This window comes from uncultured Shewanella sp. (assembly GCF_947495455.1).
GTDB lineage: Bacteria > Pseudomonadota > Gammaproteobacteria > Enterobacterales > Shewanellaceae > Shewanella.
The window spans coordinates 59,486-73,465 of record NZ_CANLZC010000015.1; the positions used below are offsets into that span (position 1 = coordinate 59,486).

Genomic DNA, 13,980 nt, shown 5'->3' on the forward strand with positions numbered 1-13,980 from the left:
CGATCCTTATTAAAAGATGAGCACTCTGGCATCTATGCCAACAGGAAGACGCTTTTCACTCGGAAAATCGATGAGTTCTATCCGGACTGGGATCCGATATTCATATCGGATCCAATTCGTAATAGGCTCCACATAAGGTAATGCGGGATTGGGCTGAGTATTACTCCGTGAAACGCCTCGGCCAAGGCTAGTAATTTGTCCTCGATATAGACTCCAAGGATGATTTGATAGATACACCCAAACGAGTGTGCCTTGTGTGAGGGAGACTAAGTTACTTTCTTTGATATTGGCAATGATGTGCTCGCTACCTTTGGTAATGAAACCAAACAAAGGTGAAGCTTGATTGGCGTAGTCGCCTGCATAGATTCTTAAGTTGTTAATATAACCATCAGATGGTGCATAAATTTGACTCATTTTCAGATTGTACTTAGCTTGTTTTACGGCGGCTTGTTGTTGTTGAACTAGTGCTTTTTCAAGTGGTGTTCGTTTCAACAAGTCTTGATAAGTGAGCTGAGACTTTTCAAGTGTCGCGTTGGCGATATTGTATTCTTCTTGTTTGGCATCAAGATCGTTTTTAGAGACAGAGTTCTTTTTTTGTAGAATTTGGTAGCGTTTAAATTCCAGTTTAGAAAAATTCGCTTGAGCTTGGCTAATTTCGATACCTGCTTGAGCTTCTTTCAATTGAGTTTGGAGTAAATTTTGTTGTGCAATGGCTTGTGATAAGAGCGATTGTGCATTATCGAGTGCTATATTGAAGGGCTCTTGGTCTAAGGTGATTAATACATCTCCATTGTTAACTTCTTGGTTATCTTTAACATGTATTTGAGTAATTAAGCCCGATACGCTGGGCGTTATTTTGACGACATTTGCGCTAATATAGGCATCGTTATTATAGATAAAAAAATAGCCAGAGCTATAGTACCCAATAACAAAGATGACTAAGCTGCTTGCCAAAAGAAAGAGTTTATTTTTAAAAAATGATTGCATTAATTATCATAATTGAATTTTGCATATTTAGCAGTATATTTGATATTCCTAAATTTTGTTTAGGTTTGTTTGTTTTTTGTATGAATGTATTTATGATGTAAATTAACCACGATAGCATTGAGCATGAGACCAACAACGCCTGCGGGGAATCCAAATGGTTGGCTGAGTGAAGGGGTAAACATATACACAAGTGTGAAGCCAACGCCTATGATGATCCCCCATAATACAGAGCTCGCTTTGAGTTGTTTTAGGTGTAACCCAAGCATGACCGCTGGTGCGATTTGGCAAAGGATTTCAAGCTTTAATTGAATTAACCACCAAAGTGTAACGGGGACGTAAATGGCCAAAGCTGCCATGACCGCTATCAGTATCCAAGTGAAAACTTTCCCCATATAAATTAATTTTCTTTGACTCGTTTTTGGGCGATAAACTTGATAAATGTCTTGTGTGAATAAAGAAGCGATGGCAAGCATCGCGGAGTCAACCGTTGACATGATGGCGGCGATGGCAGCGGCGACGAACAGAGTGATAACGTATTGCATGCCCGCAATGTGATTGAGTTTAGAGAGCATGAGTAAAACAATTTCATCGGAAGTGACTTTATCCAAGTTAGGAAAATGAGCCGCGCCAATAATGGCAATGATGATAATGGGAAGCGTGGTTAAAAAAGGCATGATTAGCATTAATTGCAAGGAGCGTTGCAAGATCTTTTTGCTTTTAGCTGCATAAATACGTTGTATCGCTTGAGGGTAAACGGCGGCGCCAAAACACACCAAAATAAGCGTGCTAATCCATTGTTTTATATCTGATATGTCGGGAGAGCGAAAAAATTGTGCTTTTGATTTTTCCAGCAGTGTTTGATTATCCAATACTGAGCCATATTGCGCCCAGATCACCGAGAAAATAATTAAAATACTGACTAAGAGTAAAATACCTTGTATCGCATCGGTCCAAGCGACAGAGCGCATGCCTCCTAATGTTTCATATATCACCATGATTAATGCCATTGAAATAATTCCTTGGGCAAAGCTAATTTGTCCACCAGTCGCGTAATCCATGATATAACCAATGGCTTTGAGATTACTGAGTATGTAACCTGCAAGTACCGTTAAGCAAATAATGACAATAAGCGTGGTAAGACATTTATTGTCATAGCGATAAGCAATATAGTCGCCCACTGTGATGAAGTTGTTTTTTTGTGACAAACGAAATAATTTGGGGGCATAAAGCATATAGCCCCCAATGACAGATAGCATCAATGTCATACCGACTAAAAAAAACCAACCACTGCGATAGGCAGATCCCGCAAATCCGATCAGATTATTACCACTATATTGAGTGGCGTATAAGGTGAGAAATAAAATGCCTATGCCAAAGCTTTTCCCTCCTAAGTAAAAATCGTTAAGCGTGTTTTCTTTGCTTTTTTGCTTACCTAAAATACCAATGCCAATGAGTGAGATTAAATAGAGTATAAGAAATATCATACTGGGAGTGTTGAGCAAGGCATTATTTGTCATAGTCACTACTCTATTTAATGGAATAAAATCAAGAGGGTTAATTTATATATGAGTGATCCTTGTTTAGAGGATTAGCAATAATAATGATTTTACTCATCCCACTCTTTTTCCAGCGCCATAAAGAGTATCAGTGCATACATGACACTGAGCACGAGTGAGCCCCATGCCCATAACGGGATCCCCCAATAGGCCGTTGAATTGAGAAAGGGGGCTGTTAATAATAAACATAAAAAAGACAGTTTTAGTAATGGCGTTTTGACGGGGGTCATGTTTTATCAAAGGTATGTAATTTGATTTTAAAGTGTAAGTCAGCTTTTCTTGTTTTGCTATTTTAAATAGCATTTAAAAACGCACTGATAACGGGATCATCTTGACGTTTTATTTTGCAGCAGCAGCCCAATTCAAAGGGAGGAATGGGAATGGGAGAAGGAAGGAGCTGGATCCTATCGCGGACAGGGCTATTTTTGATCACGACTTCAGGGGTAATACTGACGCCGCAGCCTAGGGCGACCATAGAGGCGATAGCTTCATGACCAGAGACTTGGGCGTAAATATTAGGTATGAGGCCCAATTTTCTGAACCAATTATCGATTCTAATGCGGCCAGGCCCATGCTCTGGCACGATGAAAGGCAGTCTATCCCATGGAAGATAGGATTCATTGAGTAATTCTTGCACTTTACATCGAATCGTTGGTGCAATAATCGCTAAAGGAATATTATCAATTTTGGCGAAATGTAGAGTATCAGGAAAAGGTTCAGGTAAAGCGGTAATGGCGATATCAGTTCGATTTTGACTGACCTCATGGATGGCGTTAGCTGCATCACCTGTCGTCAATGCTATTTCAACCAAGGGATGCTCTCGCCTAAATCGGTCCAGTAAGCTAGGTAGATGGCTATAGGCTGCGGTGACTGAGCAGAACAAATTTAATCTTCCTCTTAGTCGATCTTGTTTTGGATCGATTTTTGTTTTCAGTTTTCCCCAGCTATTTAAGGTTTGTTCAGCAAAATGGCGATATTCAATGCCTGCATTAGAGAGTGAAACGCTGCGATTATCCCGTCTAAATAATTGCGCGCCGACTTCTTCTTCCAATCGCTGCATGGCTCGACTCAATGTTGAAGGACTGACATGCATGGCTTGAGCCGTTTTAGTGAAATGTAAGCTATCACAAAGATGTAGATAAAGTTTAATCGTGCGAATATCCATAATATTTCACTCTAAATGATTATTGTTGCTAACCCTGTGTTTACAAGTGTCAAACATTGTTTTGTGTTGCAAAAAATGCAACACAGTGTTTCGAATATATCATTTTAAGCAACGAAAAGCTTGCGTTATAGTGGCTTCCATTGTGATTTGGCTCAATTGAGAGCTGGTCGATTTTGATAGTCCCTTAATGAGGTGGTACAACAGATGGCTAATTATTTTAATTCTCTGAGTTTACGTCAACAATTAGAACAGCTGGCCCAGTGCCGCTTCATGGATCGCAGTGAATTCAGTGAAGGTTGTAATTATATCAAAGACTGGAATATCGTCATATTAGGTTGTGGCGCGCAAGGTTTAAACCAAGGTTTAAACATGCGTGATTCTGGTTTGAATATTTCTTTTGCACTGCGTCAACAAGCGATTTCTGAAAAGCGTGCGTCATACCAAATGGCAACTGGCAATGGTTTTCGTGTAGGTACCATTGAAGAATTAATTCCAGCGGCGGATTTAGTGCTTAATTTAACGCCTGACAAGCAGCACACAGATGCCGTTAATTCTGTTATGCCGTTAATGAAGCAAAATGCAACGCTTGCTTATTCTCATGGTTTCAATATTGTTGAAGAAGGCATGCAAATTCGTCCTGATTTAACGGTTATTATGGTTGCGCCTAAGTGTCCAGGTACAGAAGTACGCGAAGAGTATAAGCGTGGTTTTGGTGTGCCGACTCTGATTGCAGTGCATCCAGAAAACGACCCAAATGGTGATGGTTTTGAGATCGCCAAAGCCTATGCCAGTGCTACGGGGGGTGACAGAGCGGGTGTTTTACATTCTTCTTTCATTGCGGAAGTGAAGTCGGATTTGATGGGTGAGCAAACTATCTTGTGTGGTATGTTGCAGTCGGGTGCTATTTTGGGCTATGAGAAAATGGTCGCCGATGGTATTGAGCCTGGTTATGCCGCTAAGCTTATTCAGCAAGGCTGGGAAACAACCACTGAAGCTTTGAAGCATGGTGGTATTACTCACATGATGGATAGACTATCAAATCCTGCCAAAATCAAGGCGTTTGAAACAGCAGAAGAGTTAAAAACCATTCTTAAGCCGCTTTTTGCTAAACATATGGATGATATTATCAGCGGTCACTTCTCACAAACTATGATGGAAGATTGGGCCAATGATGATGCTAACTTACTAAAATGGCGTAATGAGACCAATGAAACGGCTTTTGAAAATGCGCCTACTTCAGAGGAAAACATCGACGAGCAAACGTATTTCGATAAAGGTATTTTCCTTGTGGCAATGATCAAAGCGGGTGTGGAACTTGCCTTTGATACTATGGTTGAAGCGGGTATCGTTGAAGAATCGGCTTATTATGAGTCACTTCATGAAACGCCATTAATTGCCAATACGATTGCGCGTAAGCGTTTATATGAAATGAACGTTGTGATTTCAGATACGGCCGAATATGGGTGTTACCTCTTTAATCACGCTGCATTACCTATGCTACGTGATTACGTTAATAACATGTCGCCAGAGTTGTTGGGTGCAGGCCTTAGTGATACCAACAACGGCGTTGATAATGTACGTTTAATTGAAGTTAACCAAGCCATTCGCAGTACTTCAGTAGAAAAAGTGGGTGCTAAGCTACGCGGCTATATGACTGAAATGAAAAGAATTGTAGAGGAAGGTTAATGGATAGCTTGCACTTAATTAAGGCTCAATGAAGTCGATTGAGTGCAAGGGGTAACCCTAAGGGATGTAGAGTAATTGCAATATGGAGGTGAGCAGCATGTTGTCCTTTCATTTGCTTTATGCTGCTAAAACAGTGTTGGCTAAAAAGAGACAAGATTTGATACACATTTTTATTGTTTTTCTTTCTGGCTTTGTGGTAAACCTAAGATATCGCTTTTATCTTGTATGAAAATCAAAATAAGAGTCAATCACTAGAATTTATGCGAAGAAACTGATTAGGAAACATGTTAATCATGCGTCATTTAGCTGCCAAGCTCATTATTGTGATTATTACCGTCGTGGCTCTCAAGTCACAGCGGGGGCAGCGTATGCTAAATCGACATACCTAGTTAGGTTAAAAGATTGCAACTAACCCCCCGCTCCGAAAGGACTGGGGGGTTTTTGTTTAGGGGGCTATTTAAGCTCAAGTCGTCATAAAAGCATCATTTTTTGTAATGCATGGCAAATGAGAGGTAACGGAATCGATGGAAGAAGGGCAGAAAGTTCGCGGTGCTGATGCGGTGATCAAGGCATTAGTCGCCCATGGTGTGAATACAATATTTGGTTATCCGGGTGGAGCCATCATGCCACTCTATGATGCACTTCATGGCAGTTCTGTTGAGCATATTCTCAGTCGGCATGAGCAAGGAGCGGCTTTTGCGGCATTGGGTTATGCCAGAGCCAGTGGACGCATAGGTGTGTGCTTTGCCACGTCAGGCCCCGGTGCGACAAACCTTGTCACGACATTAGCGGATGCATTATTAGACTCAGTGCCTATGGTAGCGATTACTGGACAAGTGCCTAATCATTTGATTGGTACAGATGCCTTTCAAGAGATTGATATGCTTGGTATGTCTCTGTCTTGTACTAAGCACAGTTTCATGGTGACCCATATAGATCAACTTATTCCGACATTATACCAAGCTTTTGACATTGCCGCTTCGGGTCGGCCTGGTCCCGTTTTAGTCGATATTCCTAAAGATATTCAAGTGGCCATGCTTGAGTATAAAACCCCTTTACATGCTGTTCTGCCTGAACCTTGGCATCAAGATGCCGATATTCTTGCGGCAAAAGCCTTATTACAGGCGGCAAAAAAGCCCATTGTTTATGCCGGTGGTGGAGTGGGCATGGCAAATGCCGTGAGCCAATTACGTGATTTCATCGCTGTCACTGGTATCCCTTCTGTCGCCACGTTAAAAGGACTGGGTTGTATTACTATTGATACGCCGGGTTATCTAGGCATGCTGGGTATGCATGGCTCTAAAGAGGCGAATATTGCTGTGCAAGAAAGTGATTTATTAGTGGTCGTTGGTGCCAGATTTGATGATCGCGTAACGGGACGCTTATCTTGCTTTGCCAGTAAAGCGAAAGTGCTTCATTTAGATATTGATACAGCAGAACTGGGGAAGTTACGGGCAGCAGATGTGTCCATTGCCAGTGATTTGCGTGAAGTATTACCTGCAATTAGTCAACCATTAGAGATTGATGAATGGCGCAATGAAGTCAAGCAGCTGCAAGCGACCCATAAGCGAGATTATGCTTGTCCTGGCGATCTAATTTACGCGCCTGCAATGTTAAGACGCTTAGCGCAAAAATTGCCTAAAGACAGTGTGGTGAGCTGTGATGTCGGTCAACATCAAATGTGGGTTGCTCAGCATATGTGGTTTGATAGGCCTGAAAACCATTTGTCTAGTGGTGGACTGGGTACTATGGGCTTTGGTTTACCTGCTGCTATTGGTGCCAAAATCAGCCGCCCAGATGCCACTGTGATCGCCGTGTCTGGTGATGGTTCTTTTATGATGAATGTACAGGAGTTAGTGACACTAAAACGCAAGCAGCTTCCTGTTAAAATATTGCTTATTGATAATCAAAAGTTAGGCATGGTTAAGCAGTGGCAACAGCTTTTTTTTGAAGAACGTTATAGTGAAACTGATTTATCTGATAACCCCGACTTTGTGCGTTTAGCGTCGGCGTTTGACATTCCGGGTCGCAGTATTCATCAGGCTAGTGAAGTCGAAGCAGCGCTTGATGAAATGCTAAATGCAAAAGGGGCTTATTTATTACATGTTGCTATCGATGATGCCCATAATGTTTGGCCTTTAGTGCCGCCTGGTGCGGCGAATCACAATATGATGGATGGAACGGAGACGCAAATATGATCTATGACATGACATTAATGGTGCATCAACGTGCCGAAGTATTAGAGCGCGTGCTAAGAGTCATTCGCCATCGAGGGTTTAAGGTGTTGAGTATGGAGATGCAAGTCCATGAAAATGAGGCTAGTATGGTGAATGTAGTCGTAGAGAGTGAAAGGGCAATAACTTTACTGAGTAGTCAGCTGGAAAAGTTGATTGATGTATTTGATTGTCAAACATTGCCGTCCCAGATAGAAAATAAACTTGCTAGCGTATAAGGAAAAAAATAATGGCCGCAAAAACAGCAGAATATATTTGGTTTAATGGTGTAATCATGCCTTGGGCGGATGCGAAGGTTCATGTGATGTCCCATGCGTTGCACTATGGCACTTCTGTATTTGAAGGCATACGCGTGTATGACACGCACTTAGGGCCAGCGGGGTTTAGATTAACTGATCATGTACAACGTTTATTTGATTCTGCAAAAATTTATCGTATGCCCATTCCTTATACTTTTGAGCAAGTGATGCAAGCCTGTAGCGATAGTGTGCTTAAGAATGACTTAACCAGTGCTTATATTCGTCCTTTGGCTTTTTATGGCGATGTGGGAATGGGAATAACGCCGCCAACAGATGCGGTTTGTGACTTATTGGTAGCCGGTTTTCCATGGAGTGCCTACTTAGGCGAAGACAGTATGGAGGCTGGTGTTGATGTGGCGGTGACGTCTTGGAACCGCTTGGCGCCCAATACGATTCCGACAGGTGCTAAAGCGGGTGGCAATTATTTGTCATCGCTGCAAATCTCTACAGAAGCAAAACGTAATGGTTTTGATGAAGGCATTGCGCTAGATAGCAATGGGTTAGTGAGTGAAGGTGCTGCTGCCAATTTATTTGTGGTGAAGAAAAATAAAATTTATACCCCGCCGATTACTGCTGCGATTTTAATGGGGTTGACGCGCGATACGATTATGGTGCTTGCAAGAGACATGGGTTATGAAGTGGTTGAAGAGAATATGTCCCGGGAATTTCTTTATCTTGCCGATGAAATTTTCATGACGGGAACGGCCGCTGAAATTGTGCCTGTGCGCAGTGTGGATCGAATTGAGATAGGCGAAGGTCATCGTGGGCCTGTTACCAAGAAAGTACAACATAGTTTCTTTGGTTTATTTACTGGAGAGACAAAAGACAAATGGGGCTGGTTAGAGCCTTTAAAGTGAGAATGAATCGTGTCTAAAGGCGGTTATGTTTTGTATAGCCACTTTAGCGTTATTGATATAAGAGAAAGCTAGCTGACTGATAGTGTCGGGTAATGCTTCTCAAAGATAGGACAATAGCAATGCCTAAATTACGTTCAGCGACCAGTACCGAAGGTCGTAACATGGCGGGTGCTCGTGCACTCTGGCGCGCAACGGGTGTAAAAGATAACGATTTCGGTAAGCCGATTATCGCGATTGCTAATTCTTTTACGCAATTTGTTCCAGGACATGTGCATCTAAAAGACATGGGGTCGTTAGTGGCCGGTGCCATCGAAGAAGCGGGCGGTATTGCAAAGGAGTTTAATACCATCGCGGTTGACGATGGCATTGCCATGGGGCACGGGGGGATGCTGTATAGCTTGCCTTCTCGAGAATTGATTGCCGATAGTGTCGAATATATGGTTAATGCCCATTGTGCTGATGCGTTAGTGTGTATTTCAAATTGCGACAAAATCACTCCCGGCATGTTGATGGCTGCTTTAAGGCTTAATATTCCTGTGGTTTTTGTGTCCGGTGGACCTATGGAGGCGGGTAAAACTAAGCTGTCTGATAATATCATTAAGCTTGATTTGGTGGATGCTATGGTTGCAGCCGCCGATGAGCGTGTGTCTGACGAAGACAGCGAAAAAATTGAGCGCAGTGCTTGTCCCACTTGTGGTTCTTGCTCGGGCATGTTTACTGCAAACTCAATGAACTGTTTAACAGAAGCCTTAGGTTTATCATTGCCAGGTAATGGCTCTATGCTTGCCACTCACGCCGATCGCCGCGAGTTATTTTTAGAGGCGGGCAGACGTGTGATGGATTTAACGATGCGCTATTACAAACATGATGATGTATCCGCACTGCCTCGCAATATTGCCAGCTTCAAAGCCTTTGAAAATGCCATGTCACTGGATATTGCCATGGGGGGATCGAGTAATACTATATTGCATCTATTAGCCGCAGCGCGAGAAGCAGAACTGGACTTTACTATGAGCGACATCGACAGATTGTCTCGTCTTGTGCCTCATCTTTGTAAGGTTGCGCCGTCAACGCCTGAATATCATATGGAAGATGTGCACCGCGCGGGTGGTGTGATGGCTATTTTAGGTGAGTTGGACCGGGCAGGCCTGCTTCACAGTGATGCTCATCATGTGGCGGGTGAGAGTTTAAAAGCGGTACTGGCTAAATATGACATTGCTCAAACTGAAGACAGTAAGGTTAAAGAATTTTATTCAGCAGGTCCTGCGGGTATTCCGACCACACAAGCCTTTAGCCAGAATTGTCGTTGGCCGAGCCTAGATCTGGATCGTGAAGGCGGCTGTATTCGCAAACGTGAATTTGCCTTTAGCCAAGAAGGGGGTTTAGCGGTATTGGCAGGTAATATTGCGCTTGATGGTTGTATCGTGAAAACCGCTGGTGTGGATGAAGAAAATCATACTTTTGTGGGCACGGCACGCGTGTATGAGAGCCAAGACGATGCGGTAGCAGGAATTTTAGGCGGAGAAGTGGTTGCCGGAGAGGTGGTGGTGATCCGTTATGAAGGACCCAAAGGTGGACCGGGTATGCAAGAAATGCTGTATCCCACCAGCTATTTAAAATCACGAGGTTTAGGTAAAGCCTGTGCATTGATCACAGATGGTCGTTTTTCTGGCGGCACCTCAGGCCTGTCTATCGGTCATGTTTCACCTGAAGCGGCAGCGGGGGGCACCATAGGTTTAGTTGAAACAGGGGATCCTATTGAAATCGATATTCCTGCTCGTTCGATTAAATTAGCCATCAGTGATGATGTGTTGGCGGCGCGCCGTCATGAGATGGAAGCACGAGGCGTTCAGGCGTGGAAGCCTGTTGATCGTGTGAGACAGGTCTCGTCAGCGTTAAAGGCTTATGCGTTACTCGCCACCAGTGCCGATAAAGGTGCGGTGCGAGATCTCACTAAGCTGTAGTTTTTTATCTAAGACAGGGCTAACGTAAGCCCTGTCATTGAGGTTTAATATGCTCGCATTAGCTTCACAGTCACAATTGGAATTGGCGCAATATTATTTACAGAAAATTTTATTAAGTTCTGTCTATGATGTGGCCAAGGTGACACCATTATCGAGTTTAAATAAGTTGTCTGCACGTTTAGGTTGTCAGGTTTTTTTAAAGCGTGAAGACTTACAACCCGTGCATTCCTTTAAACTTCGTGGTGCTTATAACAAGATTGCTGAATTAACCGCAGATGAATGTCTTCGTGGTGTGGTTTGCGCCTCTGCGGGAAATCATGCTCAAGGAGTGGCAATGTCGGCAGCGGCAAGAGGCATTAGTGCTGTGATTGTGATGCCAGAAACCACTCCCGATATAAAAGTCGATGCCGTGCGCCGTTTAGGTGGTGAGGTGGTATTACATGGTCAAGCTTTTGATATGGCCAATGCCCATGCACAGTATTTAGCGCAATCGGAAGGGCGTGTGTATGTGGCGCCTTTTGATGATGAAGCTGTGATTGCGGGCCAAGGTACCATAGCGCAAGAGATGTTGCAGCAACAAAGAGATCTCGAAACCATTTTTGTGCCTGTGGGCGGAGGGGGGCTCATTGCAGGTATTGCCGCTTATTATAAAGCTGTGATGCCGCAAGTGCAGATTATCGGTGTAGAGCCCGAAGATTCTGCTTGTTTAAAAGCCGCACTGGATAACGATGAGCGTGTGGTACTCGATAAAGTCGGACTCTTTGCCGATGGCGTGGCGGTCAAACAGATTGGTGCAGAGCCTTTTAGGCTGGCTAAAGAGTATGTGGATGATGTCATCACTGTGTCATCAGATGAAATTTGCGCCGCATTGAAAGATATTTTCGAAGATACCCGTGCCATTGCTGAGCCTGCGGGCGCCTTATCTTTGGCGGGGCTAAAAAAGCATGTGGGTGCCAGTGGTAAAGGAGAGAAAGTCGCGGCCATTTTAAGTGGCGCCAATGTGAATTTTCATAGTTTACGTTATGTTTCAGAGCGATGTGAGCTTGGTGAGCAAAAAGAAGCGATTTTAGCGGTGCGAGTGCCGGAAAGACCCGGTGTCTTTTTGCGTTTTTGTGAGCTCCTTGAAAAGCGTGTCATGACTGAATTTAATTACCGTTTCAATAGCCGTGATAAAGCTGTGGTGTTTGCGGGAATTAAACTGGTTTCAGGACAAAGTGAGCTAAATGGCATTGTGGCTAACTTGGAAAATGAAGGCTTTGACGTGCAAGATTTATCCATGGATGAAACCGCAAAATTACATGTGCGTTATATGGTGGGTGGCCATCCCTCAGAATCTCTTAGTGAGCGCTTATTTTGTTTTGAGTTTCCAGAGCATCCTGGTGCTCTGTTTCAGTTCTTAACTACATTAAAAAGCCAGTGGAATATTACTCTGTTTCATTATCGCAACCATGGTGCGGCCTTTGGGCGCGTTCTAGCGGGTTTTGAAGTGCCTGAAACGGACAATTTGGCTTTTCAACAATTTTTAAATAAGTTAGGTTTTGAGTATAAAGAAGAAACCCATAACCCTGCTTATCAATTATTTCTAACGAACTGATTGATGATAGTAGTTAAAAAGTCACGCTGAAACATTCAGTGTGACTTTCGTTGATATATAAGCTATAGGTAATTAATAATAAGACCCTGTTTATTTTGTATTATTATCTTAGTAGCGGCGTAAAAAATTAATTTCGAACAAATAGCTCCAAGCGTTAACTCAAAACGGCCTTATGAGTTGTAGCTAAATGCATTAATTTATTTTTTAATATTCTATGTAATATGTAAGTAATCTGAATTATTCTAAGCCATTGTCAGTTTCCCCCTTATATCCACTTATCACACAACATATTATTTATTTCATTAGTTTGATATAAATAACAAAGGTGTCAGTTCCGCTATGTTATTATTGATAGTTAAAAGTCAGGTTTAATAGGAGGTTGCATTGGCTAGACGAGGGAGTGGCTTAAGAACTGCTATAAAGATTGTGAAGGCTATAGATAAAGCCAACAAGCAAGCTGCTCGTGAAGCTCTTCGTAGAGAGAAGGCTATACGACGTGCAGAAGCTCAAGCTTTAAGGGAGCATGAAAGATCTGTGCGTGAAGCTCAAAAAAAACTTCACAGGCAAACTCAGGCACAAAAAGCAGCTAAAAAGCAAGCCCTTAAGGACGCTATAGTTAGCGCGGGAGAAGAGTACCAAACTCGCTGCGAAGAACGAAAAGCACTTAGGAAGCTATTTATTCAAGAGGTTTTAAAATAATTAATGGATTATAATATACTAGTACTATTATGTTTATTCTTGTTCGCTATTTTATTGACTTATGTATTGACGAAACGTGCTGCGGATAAAAAAGTAGGTCAATACAAGTCTCTCAATGAAGCTTTAACCAATACTCAGAAAGAGATTGAGTTACTAGCAAAAAATAATGAGTCAATTAAGCAATCCACCGCAATAGCTAAAAAAGAGCTTGAGCTGATTAACACAGAGACTGCAGAATTACAGTCTTTAAAAGGACAAGATGATTCACTTAAGCTTAATATTCAAGAACAACACGCTTATCTAGAGACTGTTCAGAGTACGTTAAACGAACTTAATACCAATATTGAGAAAGGGGAGCAAGATTTAAACGAGTTAATGAGTGATATAGATTTATATTCACGACTTGATGAGTATACTGCTCTTGGTCATTTTGAATTGCCGCAATATCTTTCTGAAACATCTACTCGCTATGCTGAAGAGATCAAAGATATCAGACAGCAGCAAAAAGATATGATTAAGGACAAGACTGCTATTACTTTCCCAGAAACAACAGTCATTTCTAATGATAAATCTTTCAATAAGAAGATTCTTAATGGTCAAGTCAAGTTGATGCTAATCGCATTTAATATAGAATGTGACGTTCTTATTGGAAAGATTTCTCCAAGTTCATTTGGTAGGACACTAGAGAGGATAGAAAAATTAGCGAATAACCTTGAGAAATCTGCTGCGACGTTTGAATGCGGTTTTGACCTCGACTATATAGCACTCAAATTCGAAGAATGTAAGCTTCAGTACCAATTTACACTTAAGAAACAGGAAGAAATTGCAGAGCAGAAACTTATTAAAGAACAGATTAGAGAAGTGAAGTGGTCAACTAATTCTGGCCACGGATTTATGTTCGCTCTTAAATAATTGTTCGGATCTGTTAGGTGTTAAACC

At 42.3% G+C, this 13,980-nt stretch carries 12 protein-coding genes; 8 read left to right on the top strand and 4 right to left on the bottom strand.

What is annotated here, in order from left to right; genetic code table 11:
• Positions 1-9: 9 nt before the first annotated feature.
• The 4 genes from Q0791_RS06635 to ilvY all read right to left on the bottom strand — a co-directional run bounded on the left by Q0791_RS06635 (position 10) and on the right by ilvY (position 3,708).
• A complete protein-coding gene (locus Q0791_RS06635; RefSeq protein WP_299004030.1) occupies positions 10-987 on the bottom strand; it encodes an HlyD family secretion protein in 978 nt (325 codons plus the stop codon).
• Between the two features lie 59 nt (positions 988-1,046).
• Positions 1,047-2,504 carry a sodium:solute symporter gene (locus tag Q0791_RS06640; RefSeq protein ID WP_299004032.1) on the bottom strand — a complete coding sequence of 486 codons (1,458 nt, stop codon included), beginning with the start codon at positions 2,502-2,504 and terminating at the stop codon, positions 1,047-1,049.
• A gap of 89 nt (positions 2,505-2,593) precedes the next feature.
• The gene (locus Q0791_RS06645) at positions 2,594-2,773 is read right to left on the bottom strand and encodes a hypothetical protein (RefSeq protein WP_299004034.1); all 180 of its coding nucleotides are present in this window, start codon (positions 2,771-2,773) and stop codon (positions 2,594-2,596) included.
• A 62-nt stretch (positions 2,774-2,835) separates the two neighbouring features.
• Positions 2,836-3,708, bottom strand: a complete 873-nt coding sequence (gene ilvY, locus Q0791_RS06650) for an HTH-type transcriptional activator IlvY (RefSeq protein WP_299004037.1) — start codon at positions 3,706-3,708, stop codon at positions 2,836-2,838.
• Positions 3,709-3,912: 204 nt separating this feature from the next.
• On the opposite strand from ilvY, the gene ilvC reads away from it, so the two are divergent.
• From ilvC to Q0791_RS06690, 8 genes are all read left to right on the top strand, one after another.
• Entirely contained in the window at positions 3,913-5,394 is a 1,482-nt protein-coding gene (gene ilvC / locus Q0791_RS06655) for a ketol-acid reductoisomerase (protein WP_299004039.1), read from the top strand.
• 524 nt (positions 5,395-5,918) lie between these two features.
• The gene (ilvG, locus tag Q0791_RS06660; protein WP_299004041.1) at positions 5,919-7,592 is read left to right on the top strand and encodes an acetolactate synthase 2 catalytic subunit; all 1,674 of its coding nucleotides are present in this window, start codon (positions 5,919-5,921) and stop codon (positions 7,590-7,592) included.
• Positions 7,589-7,846 (top strand): acetolactate synthase 2 small subunit, encoded by a 258-nt coding sequence (gene ilvM, locus Q0791_RS06665; protein WP_299004043.1) that lies wholly within the window; start codon positions 7,589-7,591, stop codon positions 7,844-7,846. The genes ilvG and ilvM overlap by 4 nt, the downstream gene beginning before the upstream one ends.
• An 11-nt stretch (positions 7,847-7,857) precedes the next feature.
• Positions 7,858-8,784 (top strand): branched-chain amino acid transaminase, encoded by a 927-nt coding sequence (locus Q0791_RS06670; RefSeq protein WP_299004045.1) that lies wholly within the window; start codon positions 7,858-7,860, stop codon positions 8,782-8,784.
• A 119-nt stretch (positions 8,785-8,903) separates the two neighbouring features.
• Positions 8,904-10,748, top strand: a complete 1,845-nt coding sequence (gene ilvD, locus Q0791_RS06675; RefSeq protein WP_299004046.1) for a dihydroxy-acid dehydratase — start codon at positions 8,904-8,906, stop codon at positions 10,746-10,748.
• 49 nt (positions 10,749-10,797) lie between these two features.
• Entirely contained in the window at positions 10,798-12,342 is a 1,545-nt protein-coding gene (ilvA, locus tag Q0791_RS06680; protein WP_299004047.1) for a threonine ammonia-lyase, biosynthetic, read from the top strand.
• A 384-nt stretch (positions 12,343-12,726) separates the two neighbouring features.
• Positions 12,727-13,041, top strand: a complete 315-nt coding sequence (locus Q0791_RS06685) for a hypothetical protein (protein WP_299004048.1) — start codon at positions 12,727-12,729, stop codon at positions 13,039-13,041.
• Positions 13,042-13,107: 66 nt separating this feature from the next.
• A complete protein-coding gene (locus Q0791_RS06690; RefSeq protein ID WP_299004049.1) occupies positions 13,108-13,953 on the top strand; it encodes a DUF4041 domain-containing protein in 846 nt (281 codons plus the stop codon).
• Positions 13,954-13,980 lie beyond the last annotated feature (27 nt).